Below are 12,372 nucleotides of genomic sequence, written 5' to 3' on the forward strand. Positions count from 1 at the left end.
GCCATGGGCATTCAATCAGTCAATGCTTTAAAACAGGTTGGGCGACGATACCGGCTTACACGAACCGAAGCCGCTGGGACGATTGGTGACATTGGCTTGCGGAAAACTTGCCGTCATTTTGAAGCCATTTGTCTTGGGATCAACGGTCGCCGTATAGGCCACACGAAACTGGCGCGTGCTGCTGGACGACAAAGTCAAACGCCAGGACATACGATATTCGCCCTTACGAGTTACCTTTAACTTTGCATCGGCGGGCGTTTCATCCTCAATTTGTGCCAGTTCATTCGCAGACCGGATCGCCCCGTCAAACGCACGGGCCCGTTTGTTTTCAGCATCAACGCTCAGCAGCACTCTGGGTGGGATCCAGCCTCGGTCTTCCATGCTGTGAAGTTCGCAGTCATAGCTTTGCACTTCGGCTTGAACGGCAGTCGCAAAAAGCCCGACCGCCATGGCGATAGAAATAAGTTTCAACAGAATTTTTCCCTGATTTAAGATTTTGGTGCTGCGATGAGTTTGCACCGGCCTTTTGCAAAACCGTCTCTAGGAAGGTACGTGCCGAAAGTGGCTGATTTAGCAATCGCCTTCATCGTCTTTCGGTCGAGCTGCAACGAGAATTCCAGATCACGCAAATCAATGGCGTCATACCTGGATTCGTTCGATGCATACGTGCGACCGCTTGCTGAATACCTGTAATCCTGACCAACCCACGCGATAGAAAGGAGTATTGGTGTGTCACGCCTGATCCGGCCCGATCCGACATTGGTATCGATCTTGGGTATTTCGACTTCATGCAACAAAGCAGAACGGCCAAATTCATCCACTGAAAACACCACTCGTTCTGGTGTTGGTCGATTGGCAAGACCGCGTCCGAACTCACATTCAAAGCTTTCCTTGTATGTTTCAGAAATAGCTACTCCTGGTGCAGCGAACATCGCTGCGAGACAAATCGCTAGTGTCCTTGAAAGCCTCATTAGACTAATTGTGCTCCTACTATTTTTGTCCAAGCTTCACCGAGCTCAGATCATTGTTTTTCCCGCGTTGCGAGAAGTTCCGTAGTTTTACGCCTACCATTAGGTGTGTAGATTCACCACTTCGGTCTGAACACAAGAGAAGCGACAAAACAGCACGTAAGTTTTTGAGTTTCTAAAACATGTGCAAAAAAGCCGCCCGCATAAGCGGACGGCCTGTTAGTTCGACGCTAGGGCCAAAGTCAGTAAACCCCAACCTCGCTGCCCGGTTGCGCCGCAACCTTGAGGAGTTTGAACGCGTAGTCAGCGGCCGACCGGAAGCAGACAACGCGAAATGTCTCGGTGTCGTCCATCCAGAACGCGCCCGCCACCTGAGCCAGACGTGAGCGGCGGATTTGACCGGGTTGGAAGGCCTCGACCGAAAACTCGACCGGGGCCACTTTGCCCATAACTTCGCGTGCGCTGGCGCCCGAAATGCGAAATACCGCACGAGCGTCCGACACATTGACTGCCAAGGCATGCGTGCCGCTGAGCGCGTTGTTCATCGCGGCCAGTTTGGCTTCGACCTCGGCATAGGGCACAAGCACCAGCAGTTCGTCGGTCGACATCCAGCAGACGCCGGTATCGCCGTTGACCAGTGCTTCGCGCTGACCGGGCACTTTTTGCCCGGTGGCGTCCTTGACGGCCTTGGCCAGCACCTTGTCGGAGAGATCGCCGCGCAGGGTGATCATACCCTGCAGGCCGCATTCCTCGACCTTGGCGATGCCGTCATAGCTGGCCTGGTTCAGTGCGCTGATGGGTTCAGACATTTTGCTTCTCCCCGTCCTTGTCGAAGAAGATCGGGTCTACGATCTTTGCCTTGTAGGATTTGCCATCGGTGCCCGGAAACTCGACAATCTCACCCATGCGATCCGGGCCGTGCTTGATCAGGCCCATGGCGATGCCCTTGCCCAGATTGGCCGAGTAATAGGTCGAAGTCACACGCCCGATCATGTTGCGCTGACCATTGGCGTTGACGCCCTCGCCCACTGCATAAGCGCCGTCCGGCAGAACAGAACCATCCACAGTCTCGAGACCGACCAGTTTCCAACGTTCGGGATCAGCCATATGGCTACGGGAATGGGCGCGTTTACCGAGGTAGTCTTCTTTCTTTTTCGAAAGCGCCCAGTGCAGCCCCAGATCCTGCGGGATCACGGTGCCGTCGGTTTCGTCCCCAATCATGATAAAGCCTTTCTCGGCCCGCAGAATGTGCAGACATTCGGTGCCGTAGGGCATCACTCCGAACTCTTTGCCTGCCTCCATCAGAGCATCCCAGAACGCCTGCCCCTGAGACGCGGGAACCGCGATCTCATACGACAGCTCACCCGAGAATGAGATGCGGTAAGCGCGGCAATCAAAGGCACCGATTTTACCATCTCGCCACTCCATGAACGGCAGCGCTTCCTTGCTGACGTCCATACCGCCCAGCTTCTCCAACACCTTGCGAGCATTGGGCCCGACCACGGCGACCTGAGCGTATTGCTCGGTCACGTTGGCAACGTAGACTTTCCAGTCCCACCATTCGGTTTGCAGCCACTCTTCCATATGGCCATGGATACGCTCGGCTCCGCCGGTGGTTGTGTGGCACAGCCAGGTATCCTCGTCGATCCGGGCAACAACGCCGTCGTCGATCAGGAAGCCGTTTTCCGAACACATCAGGCCATAGCGGCATTTACCGACCTTCAGCGTGGACATCATGTTGGTATACATCATGTCGAGGAATTTGCCGGCATCCGGGCCTTTTACGATCAGCTTACCCAAGGTTGAGGCGTCCAGCAGACCAAGGTTTTCACGAGTGTTTTTAACTTCGCGATTGACCGCTTCATGCACGGATTCACCAGGGCGAACATAGGCATAGGTCCGACGCCAATGTCCGACCGGCTCCCAATCGGCGCCGTTTTTGTCGTGCCAGTTATGCATCGGTGTCTGACGGATCGGCTGGAACACCTCTCCACGCGCTTCGCCACCGATCGACGCCAGAGAAATCGGCGTATAGGGCGGGCGGAAAGTGGTTGTGCCGACCTTCGGAATTTCCGATTCCAGCGCATCAGCAAGGATCGCCAAGCCATTGATATTACTTAGTTTACCCTGATCGGTTGCCATGCCCAGCGTGGTGTAACGCTTGGTGTGCTCTACGCTCTCGTATCCTTCGCGCGCCGCCAGCTGAACGTCCGAGACTTTAACGTCGTTCTGGAAGTCGAGCCAGGATTTCATACGCAGCTGAACTTCGGCATTGGCGGGCATCAGCCAAACGGCTTCCATCGCCGCCTCTGCTGTGGTCTCGCCGGAAGGGGCCTTGGTGTTCTTGGGCTTGAATCCTGCCGCTTTGGCTGCGGCCTTCCCCGCGGCATGAGCATCAGTCAGAACGTCAGCCAAGGCCAGCGGACCATTGGACGAGCCCGCAGCAACGACAAAACCTTCACCATCGGCCCCTAGCGGAGGACGCTGCGGATCAGGGCGGAAATGGGCATTGGCCTCATCCCAGATCAGCTTACCGCCACAGTGCGACCACATGTGAACGACCGGAGACCAGCCACCCGACATGGCAACCGCGTCGCATTCAACTTCTTCGCGAGCGCCCCCGATGCCTTCCTGATTGCAGATCGCAACCTTCTTGACACGCTTACCGCCTTTGACTTTGGCAATCGCCTTGCCGGGGTCGACGCGGATACCAAGCTGACGGGCCTCTTCGGCCAGCGGCCCTGCGGCTGACCTGGCGTCAACTATGCGCAAGATATCCACACCCGCCTGTTTAAGGATGATCGCAGTGCGATATGCATCGTCATTATTGGTCGCAACGATTACCTTTTCACCCGGAGTCACCCCCCAGTTCACAACGTAATCGCGCATCGCCGAGGCCAGCATCACTCCCGGCACATCGTTGCCCGCAAAGGACAGCGGGCGTTCGATGGCACCAGTGGCGGTTACGACCTGTTTGGCACGTATACGCCACAGGCGATGACGTGGGCCTTGCGTACCGGGTTTATGGTCGGTCAGACGCTCATATCCCAGCACATAGCCATGGTCGTAGACACCCGCCCCCATGCAGCGCAATCGCAGGGTTACGTTGTCCATTGTTTCGAGTTCGGAAACTAATTGCTCCACGAACTTATCCACAGGCTCACCGTTGATGGTTCCACCATCGACCGGCGCGCGTCCGCCCCAATGGGCGGTCTGCTCCATCAGCAAGACCTTGGCGCCGGATTGTGCAGCCGCTTTGGCCGCCTGCAAACCAGCCACACCACCGCCAATCACCAGTACGTCGGTGAAGGCATAGAAGTGTTCATAGGTGTCCGCATCCCGCGAGTCTTTGTCGGGCGCTTTGCCCAGACCGGCCGACTGGCGGATGAACGGCTCGTAGACGTGTTTCCAGAACGGTTTGGGATGAATGAACGTCTTGTAGTAGAACCCGGCGGGCAGGAACCGCGCCAGCGCTGTATTTACCGCGCCGATGTCGAATTCCAGGTTCGGCCAGTGGTTCTGCGAAATCGCAGTCAGGCCGTTGAACAGCTCGGTTGTGGTGGCGCGCTGGTTCGGCTCGAACCGGTTGCCCTGCCCCAAACCAACCAGCGCATTGGGTTCCTCTGCACCGCTGGCGACAACGCCACGCGGACGGTGATACTTGAACGACCGGCCCATCATCATCTGATCATTGGCCAGCAGGGCCGAGGCAAGCGTGTCGCCCTCGTACCCCTGCATCGAATTGCCGTTAAAGGTAAATGTGACCTGTTTCGACCGGTCAATCAGACGGCCTTGTTTTGCGAGACGGGTGCTCATGGTGCGGACCTTTCGCAGGTAGAGGTGTCAGTGCCTCCGGCGGGAGTATTCTTGAAAAGACGGATCATACGGAGAACTCTCTCCACGCCCATCCCGGGCGCTTGGCAGTGATGGCGTCTTTGATTTCCTGTGGCGGCTCGGTGGTCTGAGCGGAATACGTTCCGAAAACCTCAAGCGTTTGCGTGCAGCGCGCAGCGTGGAACCACTTGCCGCAGCCATTGGCATGGCGCCAGCGTTCAAAATGAACACCTTTGGGGTTTTCACGCATGAACAGGTAATCGTGGAACTCATCATCCGACGATCCGGGACCGAAACGCTTCAGGTGCGCTTCGCCACCGGCGGCTAGTTCGGTTTCCTCGGCGTCAACGCCGCAATATGGGCAATTCAGGATCAGCATATGTTCATCCTTTTTGGCGGTCGGTCAGCGCAGGGGCCGACCAGTATTCTGTTAGCAAGCAAACTTGGGCAGCGCCCTTAGTGTGCTACCCCGGCGGCGACGCTTTCGTCGATGAACCGGCCCTCTTTGAAACGATCCAGCGAGAACGCCTCGGTCAGCGGCGAATGGCCAGTTGCCATCAGCTGTGCCATACCCCAACCGGACCCCGGGATCGCCTTGAAGCCACCCGTGCCCCAGCCACCGTTGATGAAACAGCCTTGCAGCGGTGTTTTCGACAAGATCGGCGAGCGGTCACCGGTCATGTCAACGATTCCGCCCCATTGGCGCAGCATCTTCAGGCGCGAAATCATCGGGAAGGTTTCAACAAGCGCACGGACGGTTTCTTCGATGTGATGGAACGATCCGCGCTGGGTGTAGTTGTTGAACCCGTCGGTTCCGCCACCAATCACCATCTCACCTTTGTCGGACTGAGACATGTAGCCGTGTACGGTGTTGGCCATAACGACCACGTCCATACAGGGCTTGATCGGTTCGGATACCAGCGCCTGCAGCGCGATGGCTTCAAGCGGCAAGCGGAAGCCCGCCATCTCGGCCAGTTGTCCCGAGTGACCCGCTACGACAATACCCAGCTTGTCACAGTCAATCGCGCCTTTGGTGGTATCTACACCGACAACGCGGCCATTGTCCGAGCGGACCCCGGTGACCTCACATTGCTGTATGATATCCATGCCCATCGCGGAACAGGCGCGGGCATAGCCCCAGGCCACGGCATCGTGACGCGCGGTACCGCCACGTTCCTGCCACAACGCCCCGAGAACCGGGTAGCGCGGACCGTCGATATTGATGATCGGCACCAGTTGCTTGACACGCTCGGGTCCGATCCATTCGGTCTTGACGCCCTGCAGCGCGTTGGCATGGGCCGTGCGCTGATAACCGCGGATCTCGTGCTGGGTCTGCGCCAGCATCATCACGCCGCGCGGGCTGAACATGACATTGTAGTTGAGGTCCTGGCTAAGGTCCTCGTACAGGCTGCGGGCTTTTTCGTAGATCGCTGCTGAAGGATCCTGCAGGTAGTTCGACCGGATGATGGTCGTGTTCCGGCCAGTGTTGCCGCCGCCCAGCCAACCTTTTTCGATAACCGCGACATTCTGGATGCCGTAGTTTTTGCCAAGGTAATAGGCGGTCGCCAGACCGTGCCCCCCTGCTCCGACGATGATGACGTCGTACCGCTTTTTCGGTTCGGGCGAGCGCCAGGCGCGCTCCCATCCGGTGTGATAGCGCAGGGCCTCCCGCGCGACAGCAAAGGCTGAGTAATGTTTCATGAGCGAATCCATCCGGTTCGGTGATTGCCGCAGGTATGCCGCGTACAAACAGTTTACCCCTGCCGGACAACGCCACAATATCGAACTATTGCGACATACCCCCCTTTATTGCGACATGACGTCCTCGCGCGGCCATTTGCCTCTTTTGTCACCCCGCCGAGAGGTCTAAGTCAGGGCAGCCATATCGGAGAAACCATGTCGTTCTGGGCCCTCACCATCCTAACCGCGCTGCTGATTGCGGCATTTCTGGGTTTTTCGTTGCTACGCGGGCGAAAGCTGCGCGAGCCTGCTGCGGCGTATGATCTGCGTGTTTATCGGGAACAATTGGCAGGCGTCGATCGCGATCTGGCCCGTGGCGTAATTGGTGAGGCCGATGCCGAACGGGTACGAACCGAAATCTCTCGCCGGATTTTGGCTGCTGACGCGCAGATTCAGGCGCAGACCGATCAATCCGGACCGCCTCGCTGGGTCAGCGCAGCCGCAATGGTTGTAATCGCTCTTGGGCTAGTGGGCGGAGGTGCCTGGATGTATCGCCAGATGGGGGCTGCCGGACTGCCTGACCAGCCTTTGTCGCAACGACTGGAGATGGCTGAAGAATTGCGGGCCAAGCGGCCAAGCCAGACCGAAGCCGAAGCTGCGGCGCCCCCCGTTGAACTGCCGCAGCTGGACGAGAGTTATGCCAATCTTCTCAAGCAATTGCGTGAAACAGTTGCGACCCGCCCGGACGACCTGCAAGGACATACCCTGCTGGCGCAGCACGAGGCAAACGCGGGCAACTTCCCTGCCGCTTATGCCGCTCAGCAGCGGGTAATAGAGCTTTCGGGCGAAACCGCCCCGGCTGATGCTTATTCGCATCTGGCCGAGATGATGATCCTGTCGGTTGGCGGCTATGTCTCACCCGAAGCAGAAGAAGCCCTGCGTCAGGCGTTGCAACGGGATCCCCGCCATGGACCCGCACAATATTATTTGGGTCAGATGATGGTTCAGATCGGGCGGCCAGACGTCGGATACCGCATCTGGGTCGATGCCCTGCGCAATGCCCCGGCAGGCGCACCCTGGGCTGACGCTATCCATGCACAACTGGATGAACTGGCCTTCCGTGCGGGCGTGTTCAACGCACCCGACATTCCCGCCGCCGCCCCTAGCCCCAGCCAGGATGACGTTGCCGCAGCTGCGGACCTGACCCCGGAAGAACGGCAAGAGATGATCCTTGGCATGATCAATCAACTGTCGGATCGACTGGCCACCGAAGGCGGCACGCCCGAGGAATGGGCCCGTCTAATCGCGGCCCTTGGCGTTGTTGGCGACAGCGACAGAGCCACCGGAATCTACGAGGAATCTCAAACGGTTTTCGCAGGCAATTCCGAGGCTCTTGAACTGCTGAAGGCCGCAGCCGGTCAAGCCGGGATCACACAATGATCCACGACGCGTTTGAAGACTTCGCGGCCTCGCTGCCCCCGATGACTGCACTGATGGGGTTGGACTTAGGTGAAAAAACCATCGGCGTTGCCGTGTCCGACCGAATGCGGGGCGTGGCCAGCCCGCTGGAAACCGTAAGGCGCAAAAAGTTCACTCTGGATTCCGCGCGTTTGCTTGAAATCATCTCGGACCGCGAGATCGGCGGTATCATCCTTGGCTTGCCGAAAAACATGGACGGCAGCGAGGGCCCTCGCTGCCAGTCGACCCGCGCTTTTGCCCGCAATCTGTCACGGCTGACCGAGGTTTCCATCGGTTTCTGGGACGAACGACTCAGCACGGTTGCGGCTGAAAAGGCACTGCTTGAGGCGGATACGACACGAAAACGTCGCGGACAGGTTATCGATCACGTTGCTGCTGGCTATATTCTGCAAGGGGCGCTGGATAGGTTGCGCTTTCTTTAGACTAAACGGGGTAAGCCGATGACGAACATGGTTTGGAAAAGGAACGAGGTCGAAAGCCCGTGCGTCCAGATCTGTGTCGTGCACCCGACTGAACGGATTTGCACAGGCTGCTACCGCACGTTGGACGAGATTTCCGGCTGGTCAAAAATGGACAGCACAGAACGCGCCGACATCATGAGCGATCTGCCCTCTCGCAAGCCGCGTCTGGCCAAACGTCGCGGTGGCCGTGCCGCGCGCGTCAATAAATCCTAAGCCAGATTTTACCTTTTGAAGGGGCTGAGCCTGCGCCGCTGCAGGCTGGTTTGAACTTCGAGGGGGTCAAGTTCGAACACGTGTGGTGAGTGAGTGGCAACCCACAGCGGCGCGCTTCAGTATTGATGCTCTTCCGCAGTGGTTAGACGGAAGATCTAATCAATTGTTACCTTTCTTGACCGATCAATCAAGAAAAACAAACTTTACGATTACATAACTTTACGTAAACGTAATTCTGCGTACTGACTTACCCCGCAGCAAGCCAGGACTTAGCGTTTTCGAAATCCTCGGGCGGAAAGAACTGAGTCCGCGTTCCCAAAATATGACTGGCTGCCCTCTGCGCCACTTTCTGCCAGGTTTTGTCGCCCACGATTGCCGCACGATCCAACATGCCAACGTGTTTGCGCACCAGCTGGAAATGCGAAGCCAGGGCGGACAATCCTTGCCACCCATCAAACTCGCGCAAGTCGATCAACAAGCGGAATCCGTCTTTGCCCTCCAGAAGAGTGTCCAAATCCACTTCGGCCCTGGCGTATTCTTCGGGGTCCAATTTTCCCAACAGGCTGACCTGAACACAAGCGCCGCCCAGATCGATCACATGAATGGCGCCCAGCGACTCGCGCATCCAACGGCGTGCACTTTCCAGCTCGGAAAGATCAAAAACCTGAACGGGGCAAGGCAGGATCGGTGCGGCCAAGCGAATACCGGTCTGCACCCAGCCCTGATCCGCAGCAACGGCAATGCGGTCAAATCCGCGCCAATGGCTGAGCCCGAGCTTGGTATCCGCCCATGCAGCCCCCAGGTCGTACCCCTTGAATTCGGGTTGAACGACGGCGAGCAGGCGCACGGTGTCATGTTCGGCTAGTGCTGCCTCAATCGCGGGGACCAGAGTTTCGCTATAATCGCTGCTGGTCACTTCACCTGACAGCTCCACTTCGATCAGCGCACCGTCGGAATTTGTGTGAACGGTTATCATCGAAAATCCTCCAAATCCGAATAATGACAGGAGGTTAGGCGGATTCGATCCATTCGGCTACTCCCCCTGCGCATTCGGGGCGGAAATAAGCGATCATACGACCATCAGGTCCGGCCGAAGCGTTTTCGCCCCACGGGGCCACACCATGAAGGCAGTGGCGATGCAAAACATACGCCTCGCCCGGTTTGGCGGGAAGTTCGATGCGTGGGCACGTGTCGAATACCTCACGGCGAGCGGCCTGATAGATATCTGTAACGTCCACTGTGTGCAGGCGGTCACGGGGTTGCCCGGCCAGTGCGCGTTCAAAGGCTGCGCGAAGGATTTTGTGACTGCCTTCCCACAGGACCATGGGTGCTGCGTCAGCACTGGCTTCGGTCAGGGGAACGCCCAGAATCCACGCATGAGGCTCATCCACATGACGTCGGCGATCCAGGCCCGACGAGCGCAGCCCATCAACATGAGCGGCATCACGCTTTGATCGATACCGAGCGGCACCTTCATTTTCACCCAGCCGCGGACGCGGATAGCCTGGGTATATAACCGAGACCTGGGCCCTGTGCAGCGGCAGCTCTCCATACTGTTCGGCGAGGAAGGCCATCGCCTGACCTGACAGCGCGTCCGAGCGCCCCACCCTGCCCCATGGGTCATTGTCCAAGGCATCGACGCCGATGAACCACGTCCCTTCGCAATCCAGCCATTGTGCATGGGCCGGATCGGTGACAGACGCGCGCGCAGCAGGCAGAGCATGGTCGACCCACGCCGCAAGCACTGGATCATAGGGAAATTTGACCCAGCCTTTTTCGTAAAATTCACTCACAGCCCAAGCGCCTTGCGCAGCATGTTCAGCGCTACCAGCGTCAAAAACACGGCAAAGACACGCTTCAGTGGCTTGGGGTCCATAGCATGGGCCAGCTTCACCCCCCAGGGCGCGGTGATCATCGTCATGGCTACGACAATGGCAAATGCGACCAAGTTGACAGCCCCGATTGTCAGCGGCGGACGGTGTTCCGGTGCGATATCGAGAAACAGAAATCCCAGTACCGAAGGCACCGCGATGATCACCCCAAACCCAGCGGCGGTTGCGACCGCTCGGTGGATCGGGGTGTTGAACAGGCTCATCAACGGCACACCGAAACTGCCTCCGCCGATCCCCATCAGCACCGATAGAAACCCGACCGAGGGCGACAGCACCGCGCGCTTGACGCCTTTGGGCATGGCATCGCCAAGCCGCCACTCGGATTTGCCCAGACCAAGATACGCGCCAATGACCATCCCCAAAACGCCGAACAACGCCTGCAATGCCTCGGTCCGTAAGGCGGAGGCAACCAGCACCCCGGCAATCGCACCAACTGCAATCCCCGGCCCCCAGCCGCGCAGGATAGCCCAATCCACCGCGCCTTTCTTGTTATGCGCAAGGACCGAGCGGGTCGAGGTCACGATGATTGTCGCAAGAGAGGTCGCCAGACATAGCTGCATCAACTGCGGTCCGCCATAGCCAAGCGTTTGGAAAGTATGAAAAAATGCGGGGACCAGAACGATGCCACCGCCGACCCCCAGCAATCCGGCCAGCACGCCGGCCAGCGCCCCGATCACAAGCAAAAGGCCCAGCATCTGGGCCAGCAACATCGTCTCGGGCATCTTTCCCCCATACCGGCCAGTGGCCTTACTTTATACCTCTACCACAGGCGCCACACGCTCCAGCGCCTGCAGCATCACCTCGGGGCCTGCGCCCTCATGCACGGCCCCTTCGGACAAGGCCCGCCGCCAAGCGCGCGCGCCAGGACGTCCCGCAAACAAGCCCAGCATGTGCCGAGTGATCTGGTGCAACCGGCCACCTTTGGCAAGGTGGCGTTCGACATAGGGCACCATTTTCTGAACGACTTCAATCGGGTCGGCCACCCGACCGGTTCCAAATATCAAGGCATCGGCCTCAGCCAGAATATCCGTTGGTTGATGATAGGCTGCACGCCCGATCATGACGCCGTCCAGCCCTGCCTCAAGATGCGCACGGGCCTGATCCAGAGACGTAATCCCTCCGTTTATCGAGACATGCAAATCAGGAAACGCGGCTTTCATCTGATGGACAAGATCATAATCCAAAGGTGGAATATCACGGTTTTCCTTGGGACTAAGACCCTGCAGCCATGCCTTTCGCGCATGAATTGTCACGCGCTCGCAGCCTGCGGCGCGGATTTTTTCCAGAAACTCAGGCAGAACTTCTTGGGGGTTTTGCTCATCCACACCGATACGACATTTGACGGTGACGTCTACATCCACTTCGGATCGCATAGCCGCAACACATTCGGCCACCCGGCCCGGGTCTTTCATCAGAACCGCCCCAAATGTGCCAGATTGCACCCTATCCGACGGGCAGCCACAATTCAGATTGATCTCATCATACCCGGCTTCTACCCCGAACCGGGCCGCCTGCGCCAATTCTTGAGGGTCGGACCCGCCCAACTGCAACGCAAGCAGGTGCTCCTGCGGATTATACTCCAGCAAGTGCAGTGCTCCGCCCCTCACCAAAGCCGGAGCTGTGACCATTTCAGTATAGAGCAAGGCCTGCCCGCTCAGCAGCCGGTGCAGGTAACGACAGTGCTTGTCTGTCCAATCCATCATCGGGGCCACGCTTAATCGCGCCGCTGTATGTGCCTTGCCGGTCAAAGCGATGTCTCCGTCAACCTTGAAACATGTGTTGTGCCGGGAACGCAGGCCACCTGACGAATCGGCCCCGATGACCTAGCACAATCATCGGCAGCCT

General features: G+C 58.1%; 13 protein-coding genes. 3 read left to right on the top strand and 10 right to left on the bottom strand.

The window, feature by feature from the left end:
• Positions 1-27: 27 nt before the first annotated feature.
• The 6 genes from ACR0IY_RS04955 to ACR0IY_RS04980 all read right to left on the bottom strand — a co-directional run bounded on the left by ACR0IY_RS04955 (position 28) and on the right by ACR0IY_RS04980 (position 6,503).
• Positions 28-519 carry a hypothetical protein gene (locus tag ACR0IY_RS04955; RefSeq protein WP_480670824.1) on the bottom strand — a complete coding sequence of 164 codons (492 nt, stop codon included), beginning with the start codon at positions 517-519 and terminating at the stop codon, positions 28-30.
• Positions 489-971: a hypothetical protein gene (locus tag ACR0IY_RS04960; RefSeq protein ID WP_480670826.1), complete on the bottom strand. Its 483-nt coding sequence runs from the start codon at positions 969-971 to the stop codon at positions 489-491. The genes ACR0IY_RS04955 and ACR0IY_RS04960 overlap by 31 nt, the downstream gene beginning before the upstream one ends.
• A gap of 239 nt (positions 972-1,210) precedes the next feature.
• A complete protein-coding gene (locus tag ACR0IY_RS04965) occupies positions 1,211-1,777 on the bottom strand; it encodes a sarcosine oxidase subunit gamma (protein WP_480670828.1) in 567 nt (188 codons plus the stop codon).
• The gene (locus ACR0IY_RS04970) at positions 1,770-4,784 is read right to left on the bottom strand and encodes a sarcosine oxidase subunit alpha family protein (protein ID WP_480670830.1); all 3,015 of its coding nucleotides are present in this window, start codon (positions 4,782-4,784) and stop codon (positions 1,770-1,772) included. The genes ACR0IY_RS04965 and ACR0IY_RS04970 overlap by 8 nt, the downstream gene beginning before the upstream one ends.
• Before the next feature lie 64 nt (positions 4,785-4,848).
• Positions 4,849-5,181, bottom strand: a complete 333-nt coding sequence (locus ACR0IY_RS04975; RefSeq protein ID WP_480670832.1) for a sarcosine oxidase subunit delta — start codon at positions 5,179-5,181, stop codon at positions 4,849-4,851.
• A 77-nt stretch (positions 5,182-5,258) separates the two neighbouring features.
• Positions 5,259-6,503: a sarcosine oxidase subunit beta family protein gene (locus ACR0IY_RS04980; RefSeq protein ID WP_480670834.1), complete on the bottom strand. Its 1,245-nt coding sequence runs from the start codon at positions 6,501-6,503 to the stop codon at positions 5,259-5,261.
• A 195-nt stretch (positions 6,504-6,698) separates the two neighbouring features.
• Between ACR0IY_RS04980 and ccmI the strand changes: the two genes are divergently transcribed.
• The 3 genes from ccmI to ACR0IY_RS04995 are packed head-to-tail and all read left to right on the top strand — an operon-like array spanning position 6,699 to position 8,635.
• Positions 6,699-7,922 carry a c-type cytochrome biogenesis protein CcmI gene (ccmI, locus tag ACR0IY_RS04985; RefSeq protein WP_480670836.1) on the top strand — a complete coding sequence of 408 codons (1,224 nt, stop codon included), beginning with the start codon at positions 6,699-6,701 and terminating at the stop codon, positions 7,920-7,922.
• Positions 7,919-8,383, top strand: coding sequence for a Holliday junction resolvase RuvX (gene ruvX / locus ACR0IY_RS04990; RefSeq protein ID WP_480670838.1), 465 nt, complete (start codon positions 7,919-7,921; stop codon positions 8,381-8,383). The genes ccmI and ruvX overlap by 4 nt, the downstream gene beginning before the upstream one ends.
• 18 nt (positions 8,384-8,401) lie before the next feature.
• Complete coding sequence (locus ACR0IY_RS04995; protein ID WP_480670840.1) at positions 8,402-8,635, top strand: DUF1289 domain-containing protein; 234 nt, start codon at positions 8,402-8,404, stop codon at positions 8,633-8,635.
• A gap of 247 nt (positions 8,636-8,882) precedes the next feature.
• On the opposite strand, the gene ACR0IY_RS05000 is transcribed toward ACR0IY_RS04995, so the two are convergent.
• From ACR0IY_RS05000 to dusA, 4 genes are read right to left on the bottom strand one after another with little or no spacing between them, the layout of a single operon-like run.
• On the bottom strand, positions 8,883-9,611 hold the full coding sequence (locus ACR0IY_RS05000; protein WP_480670842.1) for a SpoIIAA family protein: 729 nt from the start codon (positions 9,609-9,611) through the stop codon (positions 8,883-8,885).
• A 34-nt stretch (positions 9,612-9,645) separates the two neighbouring features.
• Positions 9,646-10,428 carry a hypothetical protein gene (locus ACR0IY_RS05005; RefSeq protein ID WP_480670844.1) on the bottom strand — a complete coding sequence of 261 codons (783 nt, stop codon included), beginning with the start codon at positions 10,426-10,428 and terminating at the stop codon, positions 9,646-9,648.
• Positions 10,425-11,249, bottom strand: a complete 825-nt coding sequence (locus ACR0IY_RS05010; protein ID WP_480670846.1) for a sulfite exporter TauE/SafE family protein — start codon at positions 11,247-11,249, stop codon at positions 10,425-10,427. The genes ACR0IY_RS05005 and ACR0IY_RS05010 overlap by 4 nt, the downstream gene beginning before the upstream one ends.
• A gap of 30 nt (positions 11,250-11,279) precedes the next feature.
• Positions 11,280-12,275, bottom strand: a complete 996-nt coding sequence (gene dusA / locus ACR0IY_RS05015) for a tRNA dihydrouridine(20/20a) synthase DusA (RefSeq protein WP_480670847.1) — start codon at positions 12,273-12,275, stop codon at positions 11,280-11,282.
• Positions 12,276-12,372 lie beyond the last annotated feature (97 nt).

It is taken from the genome of Ruegeria sp. BC1 (genome assembly GCF_056539305.1).

What these genes read in the sequence shown, in the direction of transcription:
- ACR0IY_RS04960 (WP_480670826.1), bottom strand. Translation starts at nt 971, where the DNA reads ATGAGGCTTTCAAGGACACTAGCGATTTGTCTCGCAGCGATGTTCGCT.
- ACR0IY_RS04965 (WP_480670828.1), bottom strand. Translation starts at nt 1,777, where the DNA reads ATGTCTGAACCCATCAGCGCACTGAACCAGGCCAGCTATGACGGCATC.
- ACR0IY_RS04970 (WP_480670830.1), bottom strand. Translation starts at nt 4,784, where the DNA reads ATGAGCACCCGTCTCGCAAAACAAGGCCGTCTGATTGACCGGTCGAAA.
- ACR0IY_RS04975 (WP_480670832.1), bottom strand. Translation starts at nt 5,181, where the DNA reads ATGCTGATCCTGAATTGCCCATATTGCGGCGTTGACGCCGAGGAAACC.
- ACR0IY_RS04980 (WP_480670834.1), bottom strand. Translation starts at nt 6,503, where the DNA reads ATGAAACATTACTCAGCCTTTGCTGTCGCGCGGGAGGCCCTGCGCTAT.
- ccmI (WP_480670836.1), top strand. Translation starts at nt 6,699, where the DNA reads ATGTCGTTCTGGGCCCTCACCATCCTAACCGCGCTGCTGATTGCGGCA.
- ruvX (WP_480670838.1), top strand. Translation starts at nt 7,919, where the DNA reads ATGATCCACGACGCGTTTGAAGACTTCGCGGCCTCGCTGCCCCCGATG.
- ACR0IY_RS04995 (WP_480670840.1), top strand. Translation starts at nt 8,402, where the DNA reads ATGACGAACATGGTTTGGAAAAGGAACGAGGTCGAAAGCCCGTGCGTC.
- ACR0IY_RS05000 (WP_480670842.1), bottom strand. Translation starts at nt 9,611, where the DNA reads ATGATAACCGTTCACACAAATTCCGACGGTGCGCTGATCGAAGTGGAG.
- ACR0IY_RS05010 (WP_480670846.1), bottom strand. Translation starts at nt 11,249, where the DNA reads ATGCCCGAGACGATGTTGCTGGCCCAGATGCTGGGCCTTTTGCTTGTG.